This is a genomic window from Streptomyces sp. NPDC033177 (genome assembly GCF_055577715.1).
Genome location: NZ_JBVIPS010000010.1, coordinates 358,449 through 373,980, shown reverse-complemented (window position 1 = coordinate 373,980; position 15,532 = coordinate 358,449). Strand labels below are relative to the sequence as shown.

The window sequence follows — 15,532 nt, the reverse complement described above, 5'->3', positions numbered from 1 at the left end:
ACGGGAAGGGAACAGTGAAGGCCGCAGTCGAAGGGGTGGGGCGTGGGGCGGTCCTCAGCGGTCGAAGTCCAACTCCACGGTGTCCGTGGCCGGGTGGGACTGGCACGCGAGCACATATCCCGCCTCGGTCTCCTCGGGCTCCAGGGCGAAGTTGCGGTCCATCCGCACCTCGCCCGAGACCCGGAAGGCCCGGCAGGTCCCGCACACCCCGCCCTTGCAGGCATACGGCGCGTCCGCGCGGTTGCGCAGCACGGTGTCGAGGAGGGATTCCCCGTCCTGCACCGGCCAGGTGCCGGATCGGCAGTCGAGCGTCACCGTCACGGTGCTGTGCGCGGGGGCGGCCGTCCTGGCGGTGGGCGTGGGGGTCGTGAGGCCGCCGTCCACGTGGAAGATCTCCTGGTGGATGCGCTGACGCGTCACGCCGAGGCCGCGCAGTGTCTTCTCCGCGCCCTGCACCAGACCGAGCGGACCGCACAGGAACCAGCCCGTGATGTCCTGGACCGGCAGCAGCGCCGGCAGCAGGCTGCCGAGCCGCTTTTCGTCGAGCCGTCCGGAGTCGAGCCCCGACTGCTGCTCCTCCCGGGAGAGCACGGTGACCAGCTGGAAACGGTCCGGCCAGCGGTCCTTGAGGTCGGCGACCTCCTCCAGGAACATCGTCGACGCGGCGGTGCGATCGCTCCGTATGAGACAGAACGTGGCGTGTGGTTCGCGTTCGAGGAGGGTCGTGACGATGGAGAGCACCGGGGTGATCCCGCTGCCGCCGACCACCGCCGCATAGCGGCCGGGTGCCGGTTCCAGCGTGAAGCGCCCGGCCGGGGTCATCACCTCGAGAAGGTCGCCGACGGCGATTTCCTTCAGTGCGTACGTCGAGAAGGCGCCGCCCTCGACGAAGCGCACCCCGACCCGCAGGGTCCGCGGTTCCGAGGGGCTTTCGGGGTGGGGAGCGGGTGCGCAGATCGAGTAGGTGCGCCGGATCTCGGTACCGTCGGCGAAGCGGCGGAGGGCGAGGTGCTGGCCCGGCAGGAAGCGGTACTCCTCGCGCAGGGCGGGGGGTACCTCGAAGGTCAGGGTCACGGAGTCGTCGGTGAGCCGCTCGACCGCCGCTACCCGGAGCTGGTGGAAGCGGGCCATCACAACTCCTTGAAGTGGTCGAAGGGTTCGCGGCAGGAGACGCACCGGCGCAGGGCTTTGCAGGCCGTCGACGAGAAGCGGCTGAGCAGTTCGGTGTCGGTCGAGCCGCAGTGCGGGCAGCGGACCGAGAGGGTGAGGGGTATCGGACTGCCGGTGCTGTGCGGGCGCGGGGGCGCGATGCCGAACTCCGCCAGTTTGCGGCGGCCCTCGGCGCTGATGTCGTCCGTCGACCAGGCGGGGGAGAGCACGGTGCGCACGGAGATCTCCGCCATGCCGCGCTCACGCAGGACCTGCTCGATGTCGGCGGTCATGGTCTCTATGGCCGGGCAGCCGGTGTACGTGGGGGTCAGCTCGACGTCGACCTTGCCGATGCCGCGGACGTGCACGCCGCGCAGCACCCCGAGCTCGGCCAGCGTGATGACCGGCAGCTCCGGGTCGGGCACGGAGCCCGCCAGGGCGAGGAGCTCTTCCTCGAGGGCGGTGGTCACCATGACGCCCCCGGGTGGCTGCGGTGCAGGTGCTGCATCTCGGCGAGCATCCGTCCGAAGGATTCGGTGTGCAGGCCCTGGCGGCCCGCGCCGGCTGCCCAGGCCCCTTCCTGCGGGCCGGTGGGGACGGTCAGGGTCGCCTTCTCGATGACGGCGGTCACCGAGGCCGTCCAGCTCGTGCGCAGCGCCGGCCAGTCGAGGTCTGCCGAGCCGGCCGTCACGCCGTCGAGCCCTTCGACCGGTTGGAACATCTCGCCGGTGAACTGCCAGAGGGCGTCGAGCCCGCGCCGCATCCGCTCATGGCTCTCCGCGGTGCCGTCTCCGAGCCGCAGCGTCCACTGCTCCGCGTGGTCCTGGTGGTAGGCGACTTCCTTGACCGCTTTCGCCGCCAGCGGGGCGAACGTGCTGTCGCCGCGCGCCAACTCGCCGTACAGCAACGTTTGGTACGTGGAGAAGTAGAGCTGGCGGGCGATGGTGTGGGCGAAGTCGCCGTTCGGCTGCTCGACCAGTTGGAGGTTGCGGAAGGCGCGTTCCTCGCGGAGATAGGCCATCTCGTCCTCGTCCCCGGCCAGGGAGAGCAGGACGCGCGCCTGGCCGAGCAGGTCGAGGGCGATGTTCGCGAGGGCGACCTCTTCTTCGAGGACGGGCGCGTGACCCGCCCACTCCCCCAGCCGGTGCGAGAGCACCAGGGCGTCGTCGCCCAGGGCGAGGGCGGTGGCAGTGGCCGTCGGGGCCAGTGGCGCGGTCACAGGTGCTTCACCCCGTCCGGGATGTCGTAGAAGGTCGGGTGGCGGTAGGGCTTGTCGCCCGCCGGTTCGAAGAAGGAGTCCTTCTCGTCGGGCGATGAGGCGGTGATCTGAGCAGACGGCACGACCCAGATCGAGACGCCCTCGCTCCTGCGGGTGTAGAGATCGCGGGCGTTGCGCAGGGCCATTTCCGCGTCCGGCGCGTGCAGGCTGCCCGCGTGGGTGTGGGAGAGCCCGCGGCGGGAGCGCACGAACACCTCCCACAGCGGCCAGTCGGTCGAGCTGCTCATGCCTTCGCCTCCCCGTGCTTGGCGGCGAACGCCGCTGCTGCCTCGCGCACCCACGCGCCCTCTTCGTGCGCGCTTCTGCGCTGCGTGATCCGCTGTTTGTTGCACGGGCCGTTGCCCTTGAGGACCGCCCAGAACTCCGTCCAGTCGATCGGGCCGAAGTCGTGATGTCCCCGCTCCTCGTTCCACACGAGGTCCGGGTCGGGGAGCGTGAGCCCGAGGGACTCGGCCTGGGGGACGCAGATGTCCACGAAGCGCTGGCGCAGCTCGTCGTTCGAGTGACGCTTGATCTTCCAGGTCATCGACTGCTCCGAGTGCGACGACTCGTCGTCGGGCGGGCCGAACATCATCAGGGACGGCCACCACCAGCGGTCCACCGCGTCCTGCGCCATGGCGTGCTGGGCGTCGGTGCCCTGGCTGAGGGCGAGCAGCGATTCATATCCCTGGCGCTGGTGGAACGACTCCTCCTTGCAGACGCGGACCATCGCGCGGGCATAGGGGCCGTACGAACAGCGGCAGAGCGGGACTTGGTTCGTGATCGCGGCGCCGTCCACCAGCCAGCCGATCGCGCCGACGTCGGCCCAGGTCAGCGTGGGGTAGTTGAAGATCGATGAGTACTTCTGCCGGCCCGAGTGCAGTTTGTCGAGCAGCTCGTCACGGCTGGTGCCCAGGGTTTCGGCCGCGCTGTACAGATACAGGCCGTGACCGGCTTCGTCCTGCACCTTGGCCATCAGGATCGCCTTGCGCCGCAGGGACGGGGCGCGCGTGATCCAGTTGGCCTCCGGCTGCATGCCGATGATCTCGGAGTGGGCGTGCTGCGCGATCTGCCTGACCAGTGAGGCGCGATAGGCGTCGGGCATCCAGTCCCGGGGCTCGATGCGCTCGTCGGCCGCGACCGCGGCGTCGAATGCCGCTTCGTGCGCCGCCGTGCGTGCGGCGTCGGCCGCTGCCTGGTCCGGTCCGGACCGGGCCGTCTGATGCTCGGCTGCTGTCGCCATCGCGGTCCCCCTCGACCTTTAGCTAGCTACCGACCGATCGTTCGGTTCGTGGAATTCAATGGTGCGGCTCGGCGCCATAAGGTGTCAACCCTGTGGATAACTTCACGGACGCTGTGCCTGGCGCGCAGGCATGAGTACCGTTCCGCTGCGACGGGCGGTAGAGAGCCGTGTGACGGGCGGCCGACGGGCGCATCACCGTGCGGGATCGGAATCGGGGCCAGATGGACGCGAACGACAACAACGCGCACGAGTCGCCGCCCCGACCCTCCGACGCCGTCCCCTCGCCCGCCGAGGGCGCCCCCGCCGCCGCGCCGTCGGGCGCCACCCCGGCCCACGCCCCGGCGACAGCGGCCCCGCCCGAGCCCCGCACCGGCATCGCCGCCCTGTCCCCGCGCTACCAGGCGGTGGCCGCGCTCGCCCTCGCGCTCATCGCCGTCACGGCCTGCGTCCACGTCGGGATGCTCTTCCTGCACGTCGCCCCCGCGAACACCATGACCAAGCAGCACGGCCAGGCCGTCGACGACTGGATCTACCCCGAATTCGAGCAGAACTGGAAGCTCTTCGCCCCCAACCCGATGCAGCAGAACATCGCGGTGCAGGCCCGCGCCGAGATCCGCACGGCCGACGGCTCGACCCGGACCACCGGCTGGTACGACCTCTCGGCGCGCGACGGCGCCGCCATCGACGGCAATCTGCTGCCCAGCCACACGCAGCAGAACGAACTGCGCAGGGCCTGGGACTTCTACGTGGGCGCGCACGACGCGCAGAATCGTCCCCGCGGCCTGCGCGGGCAGCTCTCGGAGCGCTACATCCGCCGCATCGTGATGATGCGCGTCGAGCGCGAGGAACCCCTGGACCGGGGCGCAGGCATCGAGCGCGTCCAGGTCCGCTCCAGGACCACGAATGTGCCGCCCCCGGAGTGGAGCGACGAGAAGGTCTCGACGAAACCGGTGATCCGCCAGCTGCCGTGGTGGTCCGTGACACCCGACGACATGCCCCTGGGCGAGGCCCGGGAATCTGAGGTGGACGCCCGATGAACCGCTTCGGCTCCCTGCTCGGGCGCGGCATCGAGCGGGTCACCGCGTCCGCTCTCGGCCCCTATCAGACCGCCGTGATCCGCATCGGGTTCGCCGCCACCTGGCTGCTCTTCCTGCTGCGCGAACTCCCCCACCGCCTGGAGCTCTACGGCCCCGACAGCCCGTGGAGCTGGGACATGGCCCAGCAGCTCATCGCGGAGAACGACGCCTTCACGGCCCTGATGTGGTCCGACGGACGCCTCTGGTTCGAGGTCGTCTACGCGCTCGCCGTCCTCAGCAGCGCCCTGCTGATGCTCGGCTGGCGCACGCGCACGATGTCCGTGCTCTTCATGATCGGCGTGCTCTCGCTGCAGAACCGCTCCATCTTCATGGGCGACGGCGGCGACAACGTCATCCACCTCATGGCCACCTACCTGGTGTTCACGCGCTGCGGCCAGGTCTGGTCACTCGACGCCCGCCGCGCGGCACGCGCGCGTGCCGCGTCCGTCGATCAGGGGAAGACGCCGGTCGAGCTGCCGAGGGCGGGACAGCCCGCCGACAAGGCCGGGCCCGTGCTGTGGTGGGTCCTCGGGCTCGGACTCTCCGCGGTGACGTTCATGGGGGAGCTCAGCGGGGGCTGGCTGCTGGTCTTCTGGGGCCTGTGGTGCGCGCACGCCCTGTGGTGGGCCGTCGGCCGGCGCGCGCCCGACGGTGAGGCGCACAAGCTGCTCGACGTCATCGTCAGACTCGCGCACAACGCCGCACTCCTTGTGATCATGGTCGAGGCTTGTCTGATCTACGCGACGGCCGGCTGGTACAAGATCCAGGGCAGCCGTTGGCAGGACGGCACGGCCGTCTACTACCCGCTGCGTCTCGACTACTTCTCCCCTTGGCCCGCGCTCTCCGACTTGCTCGTCGAGCACGGCCTGATGGTGATGCTGGTGACGTACGGGACGGTCGCCGTGCAGGTCGCCTTCCCCTTCACCCTCTTCAACCGGCGGGTCAAAAACGTCCTCCTGGCCGCAATGATCTTCGAGCACGCGGTCATCGCGGTCCTCCTCGGGCTGCCGTTCTTCTCGCTCGCGATGATCGCGGCCGACGCCGTGTTCCTGCCGACCTCGTTCCTGCGCCGCGTCGGCGGATGGACGGCACGCGCGCGTGGAGCGCTGTTCTCGCGCTTCCCGCGCCCCGGCGCGGTGCCGGGGCAGCGCGGGACGGACGAGGAACCGGCCCCGGAATCCGCCGAGCACGCGCGCGTAGGCTTTCCCTCGTGAACGGGACGTACGCGGGATGAGCGGGACGCACCAGCGTGATCCGGACGGTGCAGTGCGTGCCTGGCGAGAGATCGCCGAGACCTCCGTGCTCCTCGACGGCTTCCACGCCATCAAGCACGCGCTGCGCTTCGAAGCCCTCGTCCCCGCGGCGCTGACCAGTGACAGGGCAGCCGTACTCGCCCTCGCCGACGAGCTCGCGCCGGACGTGCGGGACGCGCTCGACGCGCTCCTCGTGCAGGTTCCGGACAGCACCCTGCGCGCCCTTGTGCCGCGGCTGCATCCCACGGGAGTGGCGGCTCTGGCGGCACGCCCTTCCCACACGGCCAACCTTGACGCGCTGGCCCGCATGCCGAGGAGCGCGCCGGTCGTCGTCCTCGACGATCCCCGCAATCTGGGCAACGCCGGGGCCGTGATCCGGCTCGCGGCGGGGTTCGGGGCGACAGGAGTCGTCACCACCGGCACGCTCGACCCCTGGCATCCCACGGTCGTACGCGGTGGCGCGGGCCTGCACTTCGCCACGGCCGTCGAGCGGATGGACGTCGCTGAGCTGCCGCCGGGGCCGGTGTTCGCGCTCGACGCGGAGGGCGAGGACATCCGTGGCCTCAAGCTGCCGGACGATGCCGTGCTGGCCTTCGGGTCCGAACGCAGCGGTCTGTCGGCGCCGCTGCGGGAGCGCGCCGATCACTTGGTGTCCCTGCCGATGCGGCCCCAGGTCTCCAGCTACAACCTGGCCACCAGCGTCGGCATGACGCTCTTCCACTGGTCGGCGGGCAGGCCCCCGGGCGCGGAGGCCTGAACCCGCCGCCGTATGTCAGGCGTCCCTGCGGATCTCCACCACACGGAAGCGGTTGGCCACGAACGCGCCGTCACACAGGGCGGCGTTCGCGGCGGGGTTGCCGCCTGAGCCGTGGAAGTCCGAGAAGGCCGCCGTCTGGTTCACATAGACGCCGCCCGTGAGGTTCAAGGAGAGCTGGGCGCACTCCTCGAGGCAGGTCTCCTCCACGGCACCGGACACCTCGTCCGACGTCGTGTACGCGCCGACCGTCATCGCGCCCTTGTCGCGCACCGTGCGGCGCAGCAGCTCCACGGCGTCCGCGGCCGAGTCGACCGCGACGGCGAAGGAGACGGGACCGAAGCACTCGTCCAGATAGACCGCCTCGGCGTCGGGCTTGGCGCCGTCCAGCTTGACGATGACCGGGGTGCGGACCACGGCGTCGGGGAACTCGGGGTTGCTGATCTCCCGTGAGGGGAGGGCCACTTCGCCGAGTCCGGCCGCCGCCTCCAGGCGGGTCTTCACGTCCGGGTTGACCAGGGCGCCGAGGATGCCGTTCGCCCGGGCGTCGTCGCCGAGCAGGCCGTCCACCGACGCGGCGAGGTCGGACACCACGTCGTCGTACGACTTCGCTCCGGCGTCCGTCGTGATGCCGTCCCGGGGGATCAGGAGGTTCTGCGGCGTTGTGCACATCTGGCCGCTGTAGAGCGACAGGGAGAAGGCCAGGTTGGACAGCATGCCCTTGTAGTTGTCCGTCGAGTCCACGACGACCGTGTTCACGCCGGCCTTTTCCGTGTAGACCTGCGCCTGGCGGGCGTTGGCCTCCAGCCAGTCGCCGAAGGCGGTCGATCCCGTGTAGTCGATGATCTTGATCTCGGGGCGGACGGCGAGGGTCTTGGCGATGCCCTCGCCCGGTCGCTCGGCGGCCAGGCACACCAGGTTCGGGTCGAAGCCAGCGTCGGCGAGGGCCTCGCGCGCGATGCGCACCGTCAGCGCGAGCGGGAGCACCGCGCGCGGGTGGGGCTTGACCAGGACGGGGTTGCCGGTGGCCAGGGAGGCGAACAGGCCCGGGTAGCCGTTCCACGTCGGGAAGGTGTTGCAGCCGATCAGGAGCGCGATGCCGCGGGCCACGGGCGTGAAGCGCTTGTCCAGGCCGATCGGGTCCCGCTTGCCCTGGGGCTTGGACCATTCCGCGCTGTCGGGGGTGCGGGTCTGCTCGACGTATGCGTACGCCACCGCTTCGAGGCCGCGGTCCTGGGCGTGCGGGCCGCCCGCCTGGAAGGCCATCATGAAGGCCTGGCCGCTGGTGTGCATGACCGCGTGCGCCATCTCGTGCGTGCGGGCGCTGATGCGCGACAGGATCTCCAGGCAGACCATCGCGCGCACTTCCGCGCCCGCCTCGCGCCAGGCGCGCATCCCGGTGCGCATCGCGGGCAGCAGCGTGTCGATGTCCGGGTGGGGGTACGTGATGCCCAGCTCGGGCCCGTACGGAGAGACTTCCGCGCCTGTCCAGTCGTCCGTGCCCGGTTGGCCGAGCTCGAAGCGGCTGCCCAGGAGGGCGTCGAAGGCGGCTTTGCCGTCGGGCAGGCTCAGGCTGCCGTTCTCCCCGTACGCCTTGGGATGTTCGGGGTGCGGCGACCAGTACGCGCGCGTGCGGATCGTCTCCAGCGCCTGGTCGAGTGTGGGCCGGTGCGTGGCGATCAGCTGGTGCGCGGTGAGTTCGGCGGCCATATCGGACCAACTCCTCGTCGAGCCGGCTCTTCGTCGAGCCGGCGAGCTGGGCAGGGCAGGGCAGTGCGGGAACGCACGGACAGAGCTAGAGTAACCGAACGATCGGTCGGGACAAGGGGGTCCGCCGAACCTGTGGACAACTTCTCGCCGGGCACCCCCGCACCCTCCGGCGGACACCTCGTGCGGGAGGATCGCGAGCATGACAGCACTCGAGCTCAGCAGCCCCGTTGCCGTCGTCGGCACCGGAACCATGGGACAGGGCATCGCCCAGGTCGCCCTGCTGGCGGGCCACCCCGTGCGGCTGTACGACGCCGTGGAGGGCCAGGCGAGGACCGCGGCCGCGGCCATCGCCGCACGCCTTGACCGGCTCGTCGAGAAGGGCAGGCTCACGGCGGAGGACCGGTCCGCCGCGGGGGACCGGCTCACACCGGTCGCCGGTCTCGCCGAGCTCACCGGGTGTGGACTCGTCATCGAGGCGATCATCGAACAACTGCCGGTCAAACAGCGCCTCTTCGAAGAGCTGGAAGAGATCGTCGACGAGAGCTGTCTCCTCGCCACGAACACGTCCTCCCTCTCCGTCACCGCCATCGCGGGCACCCTCAAGAAGCCCGGCCGCTTCGTCGGCCTGCACTTCTTCAACCCCGCACCGCTGCTCCCCCTCGTCGAGGTCGTCAGCGGCTCCGCGACCGACGAAACGGCCGCCACGCGCGCGTACGAGACGGCGCGGGCCTGGGGCAAGACGCCGGTGCGCAGCGCGGACACCCCCGGCTTCATCGTCAACCGCGTCGCCCGCCCCTTCTACGCCGAGGCGTTGCGCCTGCACGAGGAGCGGGCCGCCGACCCGGCCACCATCGACGCCGTCCTGCGCGAATGCGGCGGCTTCAAGATGGGCCCCTTCGAGCTCACCGACCTCATCGGCCAGGACGTGAACGAGGCCGTCACCCGCTCCGTGTGGGAGTCCTTCTTCCAGGACCCCAAGTTCACGCCGTCGCTCGCCCAGCGCCGTCTCGTCGAATCACGCCGCCTGGGCCGCAAGTCGGGCCAGGGCTGGTACGCGTACGGGGACGACGCCCCGCGCGCCGAGCCGCACACCGCGCCGCCCGCACCGGCCCCGGCGTCCGTCGCGGTGCACGGGAGGCTGTTCCAGGCGCACGCCCTCATCGAGCTGATCGTCGGCGCCGGGATCGACGTCGCGTACGAGGAGCCCATCGACCCCGACCACCCCGGCTGGATCGAACTGCCCGCCGGAGGGAAGCTCTTCCTTGCCGACGGCTGCGCCGCGCACGACGCCGACGTACCGGTCATCCACTTCGATCTCGCGCTGGACTACAGCTCGGCCACCAGGATGGCGCTGGCACCCGCCGCGACGGTGGACGAGGACCAGCTCGGCGAGGCCGTGGGCCTCTTCCAGGCGCTGGGCAAGCAGGTCAGCGTCGTCGCCGACGTCCCGGGGCTGATCGTGGCCCGTACCGTCGCCATGCTCGTCGACTTCGCCCAGGACGCCGTCGCGCGCGGTGTCGCCGACAAGGAGGACGTCGACACGGCGATGCGCCTCGGCGTCAACTACCCGCGCGGACCGCTCGCCTGGGGCGAGGAGCTCGGCGCGGGCTGGGTGCGCGAAACGCTGGAGAGCCTGCACCTGGAGTACCCCACCGGCCGCTACGCGCCCTCCCAGGCGCTGCGCCGCGCGGCAGCGCGAGAGGACCACTCATGACCACCACCAGGCGCGACACGTACACCCCGGAGACCCTCCTGACGGTGGCGGTCCGGGTCTTCAACGAGCGCGGTTACGACGGCACGTCCATGGAGCACCTCTCCAAGGCCGCCGGTATCTCCAAGTCCTCGATCTACCACCACGTCTCCGGCAAGGAAGAGCTGCTGCGCCGCGCGGTGAGCCGTGCGCTCGACGGGCTCTTCGGGATCCTCGCCGAGGACCACGCGCGCGTGGGCACCGCGGTGCAGTGCCTCGAGCACGTGACGCGACGCACCGTCGAGGTGCTGATCGCGGAACTGCCCTACGTGACCCTGCTGCTGCGCGTGCGCGGCAACACGGACACCGAGCGGTGGGCCATGGAGCGGCGCAGGGAGTTCGACCAGCAGGTCGCCGACCTGCTCAAGGAGGCCGTGGCCGACGGCGACCTGCGCTCGGACGTCGAGCTGCGCCTCGCCACCCGGCTGCTCTTCGGGATGATCAACTCCATCGTGGAGTGGTACCGCCCGGACGCCCGTGGTGCCTCGTCGGGCGAGCAGGTCGCCGACGCCGTCGTGCAGATGGCCTTCGCGGGGCTGCGCAGCGGCGGCTGACGGGACACCTCTCGGGCTCGGTCAGCTCTCCGGGCCGGTCAGCTTTCCGGTTCCAGGTCGTCCTCCTCGAAGACCAGCAACGTACGCGTGCTGAGCACTTCGGGGATGGACTGCAGCCGGGTCAGGACCAGCTCGCGCAGTGCTCGGTTGTCCGGTGTGTGCACCAGGAGCAGTACGTCGAAGTCGCCGCTGACCAGCGCGATGTGCGAGGCGCCCGGCAGCGTGCGCAGATGTTCGCGGACCGTGCGCCAGGTGTTCTGCACGATCTTGAGCGTGATGTACGCGGACGCCCCCTGGCCCGCGCGCTCGTGGTTGATCCGGGCGCCGAAGCCGCGGATCACGCCGTCGTCGATGAGCCGGTTGATGCGCGCGTACGCGTTGGCCCGTGACACATGGACGCGCTCGGCCACGGCCCGTATCGACGCGCGGCCGTCCGTGTGCAGGATCTGCAGGATGTCGCGGTCGATCGAGTCCAGGGGACGGGGCAGGGGCTCCTGGTGGTCGCCGGCCGGGTCCCTGGGGCGGGGCAGAGCCTCCTGCCGGTCGCCGGGCCGGTCTTCCGGACGATCACCGTCGCGTCCGTCGGCCATTCGTTCAGATGCCATGTCCCCCCGCCTCCCTACCATGGACGTACTGCATCCATCCCAGGCTGTGCAGAACCGTTTGTCCACAGCCTGGAGGTGCCTGTAGCCAAAATGTGCCGACGACCGAACAATCGGTAGGTGAGGCGCCTCACATATGCCGCGCCTCGTTTGCCGCTCCCACGAGGAGACCGCTTCCACATGGAGGTGCCGAGATGACGGTCATGGAGCAGCGGGGCGTCTACCGGCCCACCCCGCCACCCGCATGGCAGCTCAGGACCGATCCCGCGCCGCTGCTGCCCGACGCCGAGCCGTACCGCGTCCTGGGCACCGAGGCCGCAGGCAAGGCCGACGAGGAGCTCCTGGCCCGTCTGTACGCCCAGCTGGTGCGCGGACGGCGGTACAACACGCAGGCCACGGCCCTGACGAAGCAGGGCAGACTCGCCGTCTACCCCTCCAGCACCGGTCAGGAGGCGTGCGAGGTGGCCGCCGCGCTCGTCCTGGAGGAGCGGGACTGGCTCTTCCCGAGCTACCGGGACACGCTCGCCGCGGTCGCCCGTGGCCTCGACCCCGTCCAGGCGCTGACCCTCCTGCGCGGCGACTGGCACACCGGGTACGACCCGCGCGAGCACCGCATAGCGCCCCTGTGCACCCCTCTCGCGACCCAGCTCCCGCATGCCGTGGGGCTCGCGCACGCCGCACGCCTCAAGGGCGACGACGTGGTCGCGCTCGCCATGGTCGGCGACGGCGGCACCAGCGAGGGCGACTTCCACGAGGCGCTGAACTTCGCGGCCGTCTGGCAGGCACCCGTCGTCTTCCTGGTGCAGAACAACGGCTTCGCGATCTCCGTGCCGCTCGACAAGCAGACGGCGGCTCCGTCCCTGGCCCACAAGGCCGTCGGGTACGGAATGCCGGGACGCCTGGTGGACGGCAACGACGCGGCGGCGATGCACGAGGTGCTGAGCGAAGCGGTCTCCCGCGCGCGGGAAGGCGGTGGCCCCACGCTCGTCGAGGCCGTGACCTACCGCATGGACGCCCACACGAACGCCGACGACGCCACGCGCTACCGCGGGGACGCCGAAGTCGAGGCCTGGCGGGCGCACGACCCGATCCTGCTTCTGGAGCGGGAGTTGACCGAGCGCGGCCTCCTCGACGAGGACCGGATTCGGGCGGCCCGCGATGACGCCGAGACGATGGCCGCCGACCTGCGAGAACGCATGAACCAGGACGCCGAGCTCGACCCCATGGACCTGTTCGGCCATGTGTACGCCGAGCAGACCTCGCAACTGCGCGAGCAGGCAGCCCAGTTGCGGGCCGAGCTCGAGGCATCGGAAGAGAACGGCATTGACGGTACGGACGGCATGGACGGCACGTCCGGCGAGGAGAACACGCGATGAGTACGGTCGCGGCCGAACGGGCCACCAAGAAGGCAGCCAAACCGGCCACCATGGCGCAGGCACTAGGGCGCGCGCTGCGCGACTCCCTGGCCGACGACCCGGCCGTCCACGTCCTCGGAGAGGACGTAGGGGCGCTCGGCGGGGTCTTCCGGGTCACCGACGGACTCACCAAGGAGTTCGGCGAGGACCGCTGCACGGACACCCCGCTCGCCGAGGCGGGCATCCTGGGGACGGCCGTCGGCATGGCGATGTACGGGCTGCGGCCCGTCGTCGAGATGCAGTTCGACGCTTTCGCCTACCCCGCCTTCGAACAGCTCATCTCCCACGTGGCGAAGATGCGCAACCGCACCCGGGGAGCGATGCCGCTGCCCATCACGGTCCGTGTGCCCTACGGCGGTGGCATCGGCGGAGTCGAGCACCACAGCGACTCCTCCGAGGCGTACTACATGGCGACTCCGGGGCTGCATGTCGTCACGCCCGCCACCGTCGCCGACGCCTACGGCCTGCTGCGGGCCTCCATCGCCTCCGACGACCCGGTCGTCTTCCTGGAGCCCAAGCGCCTCTACTGGTCCAAGGCCGACTGGAACCCGGACGCGCCGCAGGCCGTTGAACCCATAGGCAAAGCCGTGGTGCGACGCCCCGGGCGCAGCGCCACGCTCCTCACGTACGGGCCGTCCGTCCCCGTCTGCCTCGAGGCGGCCGAGGCGGCGGTGGCCGAGGGGTGGGACCTCGAAGTGGTCGACCTGCGCTCCCTCGTCCCCTTCGACGACGAGACGGTGGCCGCCTCCGTGCGCCGGACCGGGCGCGCTGTCGTCGTGCACGAGTCGAACGGCTTCGGCGGCCCCGGCGGGGAGATCGCCGCTCGCGTCACCGAGCGGTGCTTCCATCACCTGGAGGCGCCGGTCCTGCGCGTCGCCGGATTCGACATCCCGTATCCGCCGCCGATGCTGGAGCGGCACCATCTGCCCGGCGTGGACCGGATCCTGGACGCGGTCGCGCGGCTGCAGTGGGAGGCGGACAGCTGATGGCGCCCGGTCTGAACGTGAACAGCCTTGAGTTCAAGCTGCCGGATCTCGGTGAGGGGCTCACGGAGGCGGAGATCGTCCGCTGGCTCGTGCAGGTCGGCGACTACGTCGCGGTGGACCAGCCCGTCGTCGAGGTGGAGACGGCCAAGGCGATGGTCGAGGTGCCCTGCCCGTACGAGGGCGTGGTGACGGCCCGCTTCGGCGACGAGGGGGTGGAACTGCCGGTGGGGGCGCCCTTGTTGACGGTCGCCGTCGGGGCCCCGGCCGGAGCGGCGGACACGTCCGTGGCCCCGGAGGAGCCCGCCGAGCGGGCCCTGCAGGCGGCTGCCGCCGAGGAGTCGTCCGGCAACGTACTGGTCGGGTACGGCACGGCGGCGGCGCCCGCGCGGCGCAGGCGGGTGCGATCGGCGGGGTTCGGTACGAAGGCCGCGCCGAAGCCTGCAGCGCGGCCTGCGGCGCGGGTCGTCCCCCGGGACGAGCCCTCCAGGCTCCGGGGCGAGCCCTCCGAGCCGCGGGACGAACTCTCCAGGTCGCGGGACGGACTCTCCAAGTCGCAGAAGTCCGCCGGGCACGGCGCCGTGGCGGCCCCGGGCGCCCTTCCGCGGCCCGACGGCCCCATACCGGTGATCTCACCGCTCGTACGCAAGCTGGCCCGTGAGAACGGTGTGGAGCTCCGGGAGCTGACGGGCACCGGCCCGGACGGGCTGATCATGCGGGCCGACGTGGAGAGCGCGATCGCGGCGGAGCTGACGGCCGCGGACACGGCCCCGGTCACGGTCCCGGTCACGCGTACGCCGGTGGGGCCGGCGGGCGAGGAGACGCATGGTGCGTCGGCGGGGGTGGCGGAGCGCTATCCGCTGACCGGCATCCGAGGCCTCGTCGCGGACAAGATGTCCCGCAGCAGGCGCGAGATACCGGAAGCCACCTGCTGGGTCGACGCCGACGCGACCGAACTGCTCGCGGCGCGCGCCGCGATGAACGCCGCCCTGAAGGGGGGCACCGCCAAGGAGGGCACCGGCAAGGACGACGCCGGCCAGAAGATCTCGCTGCTCGCGCTGTTCGCCCGCATCAGCGTGGCCGCGCTGGCCCGCTACCCGATGCTCAACTCCACCGTGGACATGGAGGCGCGCGAGGTGGTCCGGCTCGCCGGTGTCCACCTCGGTTTCGCCGCGCAGACCGACCGCGGTCTGGTCGTCCCGGTGGTGCGCGACGCGCACACGCGCACCACCGAATCGGTCAACGCCGAGCTGATCCGTCTGACGGAGTCGGCGAGGGACGGGAAGCTGACGCCGGGGGAACTGACGGGCGGCACGTTCACGTTGAACAACTACGGGGTGTTCGGGGTCGACGGCTCCACGCCGATCATCAATCACCCCGAGGCCGCCATGCTCGGCGTGGGCCGGATCGTGCCCAAGCCGTGGGTGCACCAAGGGGAGTTGGCGGTGCGGCACGTCGTGCAGCTCTCGCTCACCTTCGACCACCGGGTGTGTGACGGCGGCACGGCGGGCGGGTTCCTGCGGTTCGTGGCGGACTGTGTGGAGCAGCCCGCGATGCTGCTGCGGTCGGTGTGAGAAGGGCCGGGGCGGCGGTGCGGTCGGCGGTGCCGTGATGTGAGTCTGCGTACAGAGGTGATGTGAGACCCCGTACGAGGGGTGGCATTGATCCTTCGTGCGCCCATACTCGGGGCATGACCGCGCAGAGGGCTCCGGGCGGCGCTGATTCCGCCGCCTCGGACGCCGCCCCGAACGATCGTCCGCATGCCGCCCCGCCCGATCTTCGGCA

General features: G+C 71.0%; 15 protein-coding genes. 8 read left to right on the top strand and 7 right to left on the bottom strand.

Annotated features, from left to right (window positions below; all coding sequences use genetic code 11):
• Positions 1 to 54: 54 nt before the first annotated feature.
• Genes ACZ5U5_RS32465 through paaA form a run of 5 tightly spaced genes read right to left on the bottom strand, consistent with a single transcriptional unit; the run spans position 55 to position 3,650 of the window.
• Positions 55 to 1,131 (bottom strand): 2Fe-2S iron-sulfur cluster-binding protein, encoded by a 1,077-nt coding sequence (locus ACZ5U5_RS32465; protein ID WP_469028810.1) that lies wholly within the window; start codon positions 1,129 to 1,131, stop codon positions 55 to 57.
• Complete coding sequence (paaD, locus tag ACZ5U5_RS32460) at positions 1,131 to 1,622, bottom strand: 1,2-phenylacetyl-CoA epoxidase subunit PaaD (RefSeq protein WP_469028807.1); 492 nt, start codon at positions 1,620 to 1,622, stop codon at positions 1,131 to 1,133. Before paaD ends, ACZ5U5_RS32465 begins: the two co-directional genes overlap by 1 nt.
• Positions 1,616 to 2,368, bottom strand: a complete 753-nt coding sequence (paaC, locus tag ACZ5U5_RS32455) for a 1,2-phenylacetyl-CoA epoxidase subunit PaaC (RefSeq protein WP_469028805.1) — start codon at positions 2,366 to 2,368, stop codon at positions 1,616 to 1,618. The genes paaD and paaC overlap by 7 nt, the downstream gene beginning before the upstream one ends.
• Positions 2,365 to 2,655 (bottom strand): 1,2-phenylacetyl-CoA epoxidase subunit PaaB, encoded by a 291-nt coding sequence (gene paaB / locus ACZ5U5_RS32450; RefSeq protein ID WP_469028803.1) that lies wholly within the window; start codon positions 2,653 to 2,655, stop codon positions 2,365 to 2,367. The genes paaC and paaB overlap by 4 nt, the downstream gene beginning before the upstream one ends.
• Entirely contained in the window at positions 2,652 to 3,650 is a 999-nt protein-coding gene (gene paaA, locus ACZ5U5_RS32445; protein ID WP_469028800.1) for a 1,2-phenylacetyl-CoA epoxidase subunit PaaA, read from the bottom strand. Before paaA ends, paaB begins: the two co-directional genes overlap by 4 nt.
• 221 nt (positions 3,651 to 3,871) lie before the next feature.
• Between paaA and ACZ5U5_RS32440 the strand changes: the two genes are divergently transcribed.
• The 3 genes from ACZ5U5_RS32440 to ACZ5U5_RS32430 are packed head-to-tail and all read left to right on the top strand — an operon-like array spanning position 3,872 to position 6,736.
• Complete coding sequence (locus tag ACZ5U5_RS32440; protein WP_469028797.1) at positions 3,872 to 4,687, top strand: DUF5819 family protein; 816 nt, start codon at positions 3,872 to 3,874, stop codon at positions 4,685 to 4,687.
• Positions 4,684 to 5,940, top strand: coding sequence for an HTTM domain-containing protein (locus ACZ5U5_RS32435; protein WP_469028794.1), 1,257 nt, complete (start codon positions 4,684 to 4,686; stop codon positions 5,938 to 5,940). Before ACZ5U5_RS32440 ends, ACZ5U5_RS32435 begins: the two co-directional genes overlap by 4 nt.
• Positions 5,941 to 5,956: 16 nt before the next feature.
• Positions 5,957 to 6,736 (top strand): TrmH family RNA methyltransferase, encoded by a 780-nt coding sequence (locus ACZ5U5_RS32430; RefSeq protein WP_469028792.1) that lies wholly within the window; start codon positions 5,957 to 5,959, stop codon positions 6,734 to 6,736.
• Positions 6,737 to 6,751: 15 nt separating this feature from the next.
• On the opposite strand, the gene paaN is transcribed toward ACZ5U5_RS32430, so the two are convergent.
• Positions 6,752 to 8,443, bottom strand: a complete 1,692-nt coding sequence (gene paaN, locus ACZ5U5_RS32425; protein WP_469028790.1) for a phenylacetic acid degradation protein PaaN — start codon at positions 8,441 to 8,443, stop codon at positions 6,752 to 6,754.
• A 199-nt stretch (positions 8,444 to 8,642) separates the two neighbouring features.
• On the opposite strand from paaN, the gene ACZ5U5_RS32420 reads away from it, so the two are divergent.
• Together ACZ5U5_RS32420 and ACZ5U5_RS32415 are read left to right on the top strand one after the other, a co-directional pair.
• Positions 8,643 to 10,157, top strand: a complete 1,515-nt coding sequence (locus tag ACZ5U5_RS32420) for a 3-hydroxyacyl-CoA dehydrogenase (RefSeq protein WP_469028787.1) — start codon at positions 8,643 to 8,645, stop codon at positions 10,155 to 10,157.
• Positions 10,154 to 10,747, top strand: coding sequence for a TetR/AcrR family transcriptional regulator (locus tag ACZ5U5_RS32415; protein ID WP_469028785.1), 594 nt, complete (start codon positions 10,154 to 10,156; stop codon positions 10,745 to 10,747). The genes ACZ5U5_RS32420 and ACZ5U5_RS32415 overlap by 4 nt, the downstream gene beginning before the upstream one ends.
• Positions 10,748 to 10,785: 38 nt before the next feature.
• Here the strand turns inward: ACZ5U5_RS32415 and ACZ5U5_RS32410 are convergent, their stop codons facing one another.
• On the bottom strand, positions 10,786 to 11,352 hold the full coding sequence (locus ACZ5U5_RS32410) for an Lrp/AsnC family transcriptional regulator (RefSeq protein WP_469028783.1): 567 nt from the start codon (positions 11,350 to 11,352) through the stop codon (positions 10,786 to 10,788).
• Positions 11,353 to 11,543: 191 nt separating this feature from the next.
• Between ACZ5U5_RS32410 and pdhA the strand changes: the two genes are divergently transcribed.
• From pdhA to ACZ5U5_RS32395, 3 genes are read left to right on the top strand one after another with little or no spacing between them, the layout of a single operon-like run.
• The gene (gene pdhA, locus ACZ5U5_RS32405; protein WP_469028780.1) at positions 11,544 to 12,725 is read left to right on the top strand and encodes a pyruvate dehydrogenase (acetyl-transferring) E1 component subunit alpha; all 1,182 of its coding nucleotides are present in this window, start codon (positions 11,544 to 11,546) and stop codon (positions 12,723 to 12,725) included.
• On the top strand, positions 12,722 to 13,750 hold the full coding sequence (locus ACZ5U5_RS32400; RefSeq protein ID WP_453451375.1) for an alpha-ketoacid dehydrogenase subunit beta: 1,029 nt from the start codon (positions 12,722 to 12,724) through the stop codon (positions 13,748 to 13,750). The genes pdhA and ACZ5U5_RS32400 overlap by 4 nt, the downstream gene beginning before the upstream one ends.
• Positions 13,750 to 15,321: a dihydrolipoamide acetyltransferase family protein gene (locus ACZ5U5_RS32395; RefSeq protein ID WP_469028778.1), complete on the top strand. Its 1,572-nt coding sequence runs from the start codon at positions 13,750 to 13,752 to the stop codon at positions 15,319 to 15,321. Before ACZ5U5_RS32400 ends, ACZ5U5_RS32395 begins: the two co-directional genes overlap by 1 nt.
• Positions 15,322 to 15,532: the final 211 nt, after the last annotated feature.

Coding starts and splice junctions, on each gene's coding strand:
- ACZ5U5_RS32465 (WP_469028810.1), bottom strand. CDS start 1,131: ATGGCCCGCTTCCACCAGCTCCGGGTAGCGGCGGTCGAGCGGCTCACC.
- paaD (WP_469028807.1), bottom strand. CDS start 1,622: ATGGTGACCACCGCCCTCGAGGAAGAGCTCCTCGCCCTGGCGGGCTCC.
- paaB (WP_469028803.1), bottom strand. CDS start 2,655: ATGAGCAGCTCGACCGACTGGCCGCTGTGGGAGGTGTTCGTGCGCTCC.
- paaA (WP_469028800.1), bottom strand. CDS start 3,650: ATGGCGACAGCAGCCGAGCATCAGACGGCCCGGTCCGGACCGGACCAG.
- ACZ5U5_RS32440 (WP_469028797.1), top strand. CDS start 3,872: ATGGACGCGAACGACAACAACGCGCACGAGTCGCCGCCCCGACCCTCC.
- ACZ5U5_RS32435 (WP_469028794.1), top strand. CDS start 4,684: ATGAACCGCTTCGGCTCCCTGCTCGGGCGCGGCATCGAGCGGGTCACC.
- ACZ5U5_RS32430 (WP_469028792.1), top strand. CDS start 5,957: ATGAGCGGGACGCACCAGCGTGATCCGGACGGTGCAGTGCGTGCCTGG.
- paaN (WP_469028790.1), bottom strand. CDS start 8,443: ATGGCCGCCGAACTCACCGCGCACCAGCTGATCGCCACGCACCGGCCC.
- ACZ5U5_RS32420 (WP_469028787.1), top strand. CDS start 8,643: ATGACAGCACTCGAGCTCAGCAGCCCCGTTGCCGTCGTCGGCACCGGA.
- ACZ5U5_RS32415 (WP_469028785.1), top strand. CDS start 10,154: ATGACCACCACCAGGCGCGACACGTACACCCCGGAGACCCTCCTGACG.
- ACZ5U5_RS32410 (WP_469028783.1), bottom strand. CDS start 11,352: ATGGCATCTGAACGAATGGCCGACGGACGCGACGGTGATCGTCCGGAA.
- pdhA (WP_469028780.1), top strand. CDS start 11,544: ATGACGGTCATGGAGCAGCGGGGCGTCTACCGGCCCACCCCGCCACCC.
- ACZ5U5_RS32400 (WP_453451375.1), top strand. CDS start 12,722: ATGAGTACGGTCGCGGCCGAACGGGCCACCAAGAAGGCAGCCAAACCG.
- ACZ5U5_RS32395 (WP_469028778.1), top strand. CDS start 13,750: ATGGCGCCCGGTCTGAACGTGAACAGCCTTGAGTTCAAGCTGCCGGAT.